Genomic DNA, 8,067 nt, shown 5'->3' on the forward strand with positions numbered 1-8,067 from the left:
TATTGTGAAGCAATTCCCAAAGAGATCCATCAATCCACTGCCAAAGAGGAGGGTGAGACAAACCATATCGAGAGATTCAATAATACGCTACGGCAAAGATGCTCAAGATTAGTGAAGAAAGGATTATCATATTCTAAAAAATTCTTTAATCATGAAGGAGCAATATGGTATTTTATTCATCACTATAATGCAAGTATTAATGTTGCTTAACTTACTAATTCACTACATATTTACCACTACCTAAAAAGGGGGGTTAGTTTATAAACGTTCTTTCAGACCCGACAACATAACCCCACTCCATCGCACCATCACCCTACTCCGCTGCACAAACACCGCCCCCAGTCTAGCCCAGATGTTGGGGGGCGATCGCTCATCAATCCCGGTCAGCCCGCACGAATCCCCCAGCGAGGCCCTGGTCTGGAACCCGTAGCCGGATATTTTGATGGGTGAGTTGATAGGTACAGGGGAGCGGTGCATCCCAACATAAACTCTGACCATCTGCCGGGACGAAATACCTCACATCGTTGCTGTGGCGCATGTCCAGATTCCTAAAATCATAGTCCTCACTCAAGGCGGGGGGAAGGAGCCAATTGAGTTGAATCGCGTGATTGAGCAGGGCATAGGTGGCGCGATAGTGTTGCCCCATCACCCCAAAGGACACCACCACCAAGGCCGCAAAAAAGATCAGCCGCGATCGCCGCTGGGCATGGAAAAATAACCACAGGGCGAAGAGTCCCGTGACGACGGCGATCGCTAAAAATGAGGACGACTGCGGCGCGAGCCAAGCGTTAGCGGTTCCGGCAACGACGATCACGGTGAGCGACCACCAGCGGGACGGTTGTTCGCAGTGACGCGCCAGATAGAACGCCGGTAAGAGACTGCCATAGGCGGCTCCAAATCGCCAACTGGGTGCAGACGCATAGACATAGACCAACCCCAAAACCCCCAACAGCATCAGGTAGGATTTGCCGGGAATGGGATACTGACGCGGGTGAGCGAGGAGCAGCCCCAGGGCGATCGCGGCACAGATGCTTAAAAACATGAATTGACCTTCAAAATCCATCCAAGGTAGCACCCAATCCCAGGGCTGGGCATCGATGGCGCGATCGCCGATCCAAAAATGCCATTGTTGAATGCCTTGATATTCCCAGAGGGCGATCGCTTTGCCCACACCCCAGGGCAGGTCAAAACAGAGGGCGGGGGACGGATACAGGAGGCAGCCCGACGTGGTGAGGTTGAAGGCGAAGAGGGGCAAAATCAACAGCGTGGGCAGGGCAATGCCTCGGATGATCCGGGTGCTCCAGGGCGATCGCCCCTGACCGAGGGAGAACAGAAACGCCACAAATGCCAAGGGCAGCGCACTGGGCTTGAGGGCGATCGCCAACGCCATGATCAACAGTAGCAGCAGGGGCGATTGATCCGCTGGGTGGGCAGGTTGGCGGGCAATCACCAAGATCAGCCAAGCCAGGATGAGGGTGAGAAAGAGCACCGGCTGATCGGGGGAATTGCCAAAGGGCAGGGTTGACCAAAACAGGGTTGGAATCACGCAGCAAAAGGCGAGGCATAAAAACCAGTCGGTGAAGTGGCTGGTTTGGTTCATGATCCGACGGACAGTAATGGCGATGTGGCAGAGACCCCAGCAGAAGACAAACCCGCCGGTGACTGTACCCATCCGTTCGGTGAAGGGGCCGAAATGAAAGGGGGCAGCAAGGGCATACCAGGAGGAGTTGAGTCCAAAGCGGCTGTGAATCAGTGCAGTGCCGGGGACGGTTCCATAGTCGGAGAACCAGCGGATGATTTGGTAATGGTAGAGGCCGGTATCAAACCAGATGATGGTTTGGGAGGCGAAGAAGGCGACGATCGCACCGAGGCTGAGCAGACCCAGCCGCCAGGGCCAGGGGAGGGCGATGATCCGGTGCAGAGCCTGGCGCAGTTCCGCACGGCTGGGGGGATGACACAGGGCGATCGCCGCTCCCACCAGCAGCACGATCGCCCCCACCCAAGGCGTGAGGGGCATCAGCAGGGAGAGGGTGAGCAGCAGCCACGGGAGGATTAGTAACCCGATCCAGGTGGCAAGGATGAAGCGATCGCCCCGTCGGGGAATCCGCAGGATAGTAAAACCGTTCAACACCCTCACGCCAATGCTACTCGCCCCAAACCCTAAAATCAGCCAAGCCAGGAGAAGCGCAACCATAACACAATCAAACCGGGTAAGCGAAAGAGTCCGCCCTTAAGCATATCGTCTCAGCTTGGCCTAGGGCTGGAGGCGCGATCGCATTGTTCTGGAGATTGTTCTGGTGAGGGTCTGTCGTTGTCCCGAATTGCCATGGGATACAGGTTGTTCAGAAATCATCACATCCAGATCAAAAGCCCCTCGCCCGGTGGGAGAGGGGTTTGGGGTGAGGGGAATGAGTGAACAAGCTGTATTAAAGTGACCCTCCGCATAAAATTTGAGAACGTGACCTAGATAATAAAGCGGTAGCCTCATTGCTTGGGCAGAAACCCGCTTTGCTTAACCTGAATGGGTGAGTAGAAGACGAGGAACCCAAAACGATAGGGAACAGGGTCGGGGAATGGGGCTAAAAAATCTCTCGTGATTCAGTTTAGTGTTCTAGTTGATATGGAGTTTAAATGTCTGTGAGCCATGATCGTGAGCTTCCTTGGCCACCTCCTAAGCGTCAAGAGGATTTTGTGACTCAGTTTTCAGAATGTTTGTTCTTTGTGGAGCAAAACAATCGCACGGTTAGTCAATGGGGTGTGGAACTGCGGCTGAAACGAAACATGGTGAAGTTGAGTGCTCAGTATCCGAACTATGGCCGAGTAGATTGGCTCATTTATTTTATTCAGCGTGTGATCTCCAAAACAATGCCGTTAGGGGAAAAGTCCCAAGCCCTACGGCATTTATGCTGTTTTTATCAGGTTGATTTTTATTATTTGGCGAAGCAGTGGTGGTTTAAAACGAAATGCCCCCAAGGGGCTTATGCCTGGACGGATTTATTTGATGCGATCGCAACCCCATTTACAAATTTAGAAAAAGCACAAGTCTCCCTCAAGGACTTTGACCCCAAATACACGACCAAAAGCTATATCAATAAAATCTGTTATCGAGTGGGTCGAGACTGGCTGCGGCAAAAGTTTGGCACACAGTTTGAAGCGCAATTGGGTGCAGTACAGTTTTTAGGAGATTCACAATCTTCGTCTGATGATGATCGGGCGTGGGCTTTACACCATAAAGCCGAGGAGTTGGCGTTAAAAGAACAGGCTATCCAAGCCGAAATGACTCAGTATAAAGTTGAGCAGCATCGTATTTGGCAGCGTGTTATTCAAAGTCTAGCGAAACTGGAACAACAGCATCAGGCTCAACAGTTAAAAACCCTGCATCCTAGTCAGTTAACGCTGTGGGATGTGATGTCTATTGGGTATGGATTCAATATCGGCCAGTCCGGTGTGGATCAAATTCTGGCTGGTAATCATCAACGGGTGACCCAAAGTACAATTTGTCGCCGCCTGACATCCTTTAAAACACAACTTTTTTTAGAATGCCTCCATGAGTTTTCACAAGAAATACGGGAGGGTCTTGATCATTGCCTACCCAATGATGAAACTCACCCTGATTTTCAAAAAATCGCCAAAGCACAGCATAAAAAACTAGAGCCACTCTTAAGAACCTATTATCAGGACTGGATCTACTCAACTCTAATTAAGCCGAGCCTAACGAACGATTACACTGCAAATATAACAGTAGAAATCATTACAGAAATAACGGTTGTTTTAAGTCACTGGTTTCAAAAAGAATTTGAACTGGTATTGAATCCAAGCTATTTAAGTAATGGGATGTGCAAAAAAATGCAGGCTGTTCTTGAGCTTTGGGCGCAAAAAATTCGGCAAGAGAATGGGTGATGCCCTTGTACTCGTCTAATTGTCTATGTGATATCAAGGAGATCAGAATGCTTCAACTTCAACACCCTATGACCTCTCAACCTGAACCGCTGGTTTTGGAGATTCCGCCGACGGCGATCGCCGATGCTGAGACGATGCTCGCTCAACAGTCCCACACCGCAGCAGCGTGGAGAGCCTATCGTCATCATGTGGTTTTGGTCACCCTGTGCCAATGGCTACAGTCCCATGGCCAAGAGGAGATCAGCCCCTGCTTGCCCCCAGAGCAACGGGCGGCCGTTTGGGAAGAGATTCCGGGGGTTGCTTTCGATTGGGGGGAGATTCGGTTCGTGCTCCTGGCGACCGAACGATTGCAGGCAGAACGGTTTGTGATTCCACGGGAATGGGTGGATCTACCGGATTTTGCGGGGGATTATTATCTGAATGTTGAATTGGATATCTACCCTGGGGAGAGTTGGTTAACCGTGACGGGTTATGCCACTCATCAAACGATTCGCGAGCGGGGTCAGTTGAATGAGCCAGACTGTGTCTATGAACTGAAGCCGGAGGATTTGGTGACGGATCTGATGCTGCTGCTCTGCGCTCAACCGCTTTTTGGGAAGCGTCGCGCCCCTTTTGCCACCCTTCCTCTGTTGTCGCCGGAGGTGCAGGCTGATCGGCTCCAACTCTGTGGGGGTCAGTCTGAACCTCGCCTCAGTTTGCCCTTTGCCGAGTGGGGGGCTTTGTTTGTGCAGCCTCAGTGGCGATCGCAACTCTACCAGGCCCGGATGCAAGGATCTGACCCCGCCATTGCCGGGACTCCTCTGCGCCAATGGTTCGGCGCGGTTGAAGCGAAGGTCAAGCAAGCCGTTGCGCAAAGCTGGCAAACCTTAGATGTGCTCGCTGCCGATTGGCACAGTACCCAACCGACCTTAGCCTATCGTTTCGGGGGAGACTATCGCCGCAATACCAGCACTCGATTTCCGGACGCGGTTCCGGGCGTATTGGATGTGCTCCGCACCTCGCCCGATAAGGAAACTCAACTTTCGGCGATCTATCTCTTAGGGCAAATCGGCCAAGGGGATCGGGAGGCGATCGCGACCCTGGCCACCCTCCAGCACACCGCCGCCGACATCGAGTTACGCCGTCAGGCTGCCGTTAGCCTGGGCAAAATTGAACCCACTCATCCTAATGCCGGTGTGCGGCGCGGCAAAATTCTTGATCTGGGGCTGCGTTTGGATGAAACCCCGATTCTGTTAGTGCTAACCTTATTGCCAGAAGCCGAGGAGACCAATATTCAAGTGCAGGTGCGCTCCGTCCGCGATGGCGAGAGTTTGCCTGTGAATTTGCAACTCGTCATTACCGATCCGGCGGGGACTGTGTTTCGAGAGGAGCGATCGCGCCAACACACCCAACGCCTGCAAATTGCCTTCACAGCGCAAACCAACGACCAATTTGGAGTCCAAATCATCCTCAACAATCAGCACATCAGCGAACTGTTTACGGTCTAGGGAGCAAACCCTCATGCTTGATTCCACACAACAGGTCATCTTCCGATTCAGCACCGGCACTCTCGATCAGCAAGGATTCAGCATCAACGCCGAAATCCACACAGCCAGCGAGCACCTCGAAACCGATGCCACCCTCCCCCCCCACCCCGCCTTACAATCCGCCTATGAACAACTACGAGAGCGTTATCAACAGCAATGTTGCGGCCCTGCCGCGAGTTTTCGCAGCTTGAAATTTCTCAATGAACCGACCCATCTGTCGATTCGAGACACCTGTAACGATCTCACCCAACACCTTGATGCGTGGCTAGAGTCCCCAGAATTTAAACCAATCCGCGAAGACCTATTGCACCATCTGAATCCTGCCCAGCCGGTACGCTTCTTGATCCGAACCAACAATGCAACCCTGCAATGGCTCCCCTGGCATTTTTGTCATTTATTGAATCGCTATCAATATGGAGGCATTGCCCTATGTCTCCCGCAGCGATCGCACCACATCCCCCCCCAAAACCTCAAACCCTTCGTCCGCGTTCTCCCGATCCTCGGCGACAGCACCGGCATCGACATCCAAGCCGACCTTGAACTCCTCAAAGACAAACTCCCCCATGACGCGCAAATCCTCGACCCCCTCATCGGCATCACCTGCGCTGAATTGGGTGAAAAACTCTGGCAAGCCGAAGCCGACATCCTCTTTTTTGCCGGACACAGTTCCAGCACAAACCCCAGAGGAGTGGGCGAACTTTATCTCAATAAAACCGATAGCGTCACCATCAGTGAACTCCGGAACGCCCTCACCAAAGCCATTCAGAAAGGCTTAAAACTCGCCATCTTTAACTCCTGTGATGGCCTCAAACTCGCCGCCGACCTCGCCGACCTCAATCTCCCCGCCACCATCGTCATGCGAGAACCAATCCCGGACGCAGCCGCCCAATTTTTCCTAGAAGCCTTTCTCACATCCTTCGCCGATCCAGAACACCCCAAACCCATCTCCCTCGCCGTCCGTGAAGCCCAAGAACGTCTCCAGCACCTAGAACAAGACTTTCCCTTCGCCAGCGGTTTACCCGTATTGTGCCAACAAACCGATTCCCCCGATCTAACCTGGCAAGACCTGCGACAAAAAGAGCCAGAAACCTTGCCAAGCCCTAATCATGACCATTTGAATACACCACTGTTGTCTACTCCTTCCCCTCCACTCGTTCATCAGGGGATCGCCATCCTAATAATCGGACTATTCTCAACCCTGGGAGCTATGCTGTTAGCCAGCACAGGACACCTGACCCCCTTGGAGCTAGCTTTATACGACTGGATGACACGCCTCACTGCGCCCAACATTGTCGATCGCGATCCTAGAATTCTCGTTGTCACCATTGATGAGAGTGACATCCAGTACCAGGACGATCAAGGCATGGATCGTTTAGGTTCACTAGCGGATGAAGCCTTGGTGCAAGCTATAGAAAGACTCGAACTGATCACACCCAGTACGTTGGGTTTACATATTTACAGACCTTATGACTTTCAATTAAAAGCAACCCGTCAGCTTGCCCAAGATTCTCGATTTCACCTAATTTGTAAATATAACCCAGACCATAGCAGTGAACCGAATATTACTACTGCCAAAGGTGGTTTGCCGATCGAGCAATCTGGATTTAGTAATGTGATTGCTGATCATAACAATTCAATCGTCCGGCGCATCTATGTTGCTGCTTTCCCACCTGAGAATGAACAGTATTGTCGTACATTTTATTCCTTCAGCACAGCATTAACACTACATCATCTTCAACAAATTCATAATATTGAACTTGAAACAGATGAAGATGGATACTGGATCTTGAACACTGTTACTCTCAAAACTGTAGAACGTGACGCAGGAGGTTATGTCAACCTACCGAATGAAGGAGATCAACTTCTCTTGCGCTATCAACAACATAATGGCGACTTTGAGAATGTATTTCACACTATTTCTTTACAAGAACTTCTACAGGATGGTATTCCTAAATGGCTCACGGAAGTTCTTCATGATCCTATTGTGATTATTGGCAACACGGCCTATGACTACAATAGTAAAGAATTTCTCACGCCATTTGGAAAACCCATCTTTGGCACATTTCTCAATGCTCAAGCTGTAAGCTACTTACTCGGTATCACGCTGGATGGCAAGCCTCAAATTCGTTGGCTAGATGCTAAGGGGGAATCTTTTTGGGTACTGTGTTGGGCAATGCTGAGTGTGGTTTTAGCTTTACGAACAGTACGATCATTCCGATATTGGTGGGGCACAATTGGTCTCACAATTAGTCTAGGGGGAACAGCTCTGCTCCTCTTCAGTCAGTCTTGGTGGCTGCCCATTGTGCCACCATTTGGGGTGATTTGGATGAGTTATACAGGAGTTAAACTATGGTTGCGGTGTGCCCCGATAATGAATATCCATTCAAAAAAATCTCGCCCCCACACTCACCAAATCAATCTCTTATAGTTCAAAATCGCTCAAAACCATGTCAAAATCAAACCACTGGCAGCCCTGTTGTGTTGCTTTTCTGATTGGGTGGTGGTAGTGCATTAATGCACGGGACGGAGGAAAATCAGGCTACACAACTACGATAACTAGGGAGACAAGCTCATGGCTATTGAGATGACCTGTCCGACCTGTGGGTCTCACGATATCTCCAAGAACGGCACTAGCCACCGA

At 51.0% G+C, this 8,067-nt stretch carries 5 protein-coding genes; 4 read left to right on the forward strand and 1 reads right to left on the reverse strand.

Annotation, left to right across the window (positions count from 1 at the left end; genetic code table 11):
* Positions 1–210: IS1 family transposase (locus tag PN477_RS14320; protein ID WP_272120174.1), on the forward strand; the 210-nt coding region annotated here is incomplete at its 5' end.
* Between the two features lie 163 nt (positions 211–373).
* On the opposite strand, the gene PN477_RS14325 is transcribed toward PN477_RS14320, so the two are convergent.
* Entirely contained in the window at positions 374–2,194 is a 1,821-nt protein-coding gene (locus tag PN477_RS14325) for an LIC_10190 family membrane protein (RefSeq protein ID WP_272120173.1), read from the reverse strand.
* 437 nt (positions 2,195–2,631) lie between these two features.
* Here PN477_RS14325 and PN477_RS14330 point away from each other — a divergent pair, with 437 nt between their 5' ends.
* The 3 genes from PN477_RS14330 to PN477_RS14340 all read left to right on the forward strand — a co-directional run bounded on the left by PN477_RS14330 (position 2,632) and on the right by PN477_RS14340 (position 7,854).
* Positions 2,632–3,900 (forward strand): hypothetical protein, encoded by a 1,269-nt coding sequence (locus tag PN477_RS14330; RefSeq protein WP_272120172.1) that lies wholly within the window; start codon positions 2,632–2,634, stop codon positions 3,898–3,900.
* 68 nt (positions 3,901–3,968) lie between these two features.
* On the forward strand, positions 3,969–5,387 hold the full coding sequence (locus tag PN477_RS14335; RefSeq protein WP_272120171.1) for a DUF1822 family protein: 1,419 nt from the start codon (positions 3,969–3,971) through the stop codon (positions 5,385–5,387).
* A 13-nt stretch (positions 5,388–5,400) separates the two neighbouring features.
* Positions 5,401–7,854 carry a CHASE2 domain-containing protein gene (locus PN477_RS14340; RefSeq protein ID WP_272120169.1) on the forward strand — a complete coding sequence of 818 codons (2,454 nt, stop codon included), beginning with the start codon at positions 5,401–5,403 and terminating at the stop codon, positions 7,852–7,854.
* Positions 7,855–8,067 lie beyond the last annotated feature (213 nt).

It is taken from the genome of Spirulina subsalsa CS-330, from assembly GCF_028330765.1.
GTDB lineage: Bacteria > Cyanobacteriota > Cyanobacteriia > Cyanobacteriales > Spirulinaceae > Spirulina > Spirulina subsalsa_A.

Excerpts from the sequence above, each read along its gene's own strand:
- PN477_RS14325 (WP_272120173.1), bottom strand. The coding sequence starts at position 2,194 with ATGGTTGCGCTTCTCCTGGCTTGGCTGATTTTAGGGTTTGGGGCGAGT.
- PN477_RS14330 (WP_272120172.1), top strand. The coding sequence starts at position 2,632 with ATGTCTGTGAGCCATGATCGTGAGCTTCCTTGGCCACCTCCTAAGCGT.
- PN477_RS14335 (WP_272120171.1), top strand. The coding sequence starts at position 3,969 with ATGACCTCTCAACCTGAACCGCTGGTTTTGGAGATTCCGCCGACGGCG.
- PN477_RS14340 (WP_272120169.1), top strand. The coding sequence starts at position 5,401 with ATGCTTGATTCCACACAACAGGTCATCTTCCGATTCAGCACCGGCACT.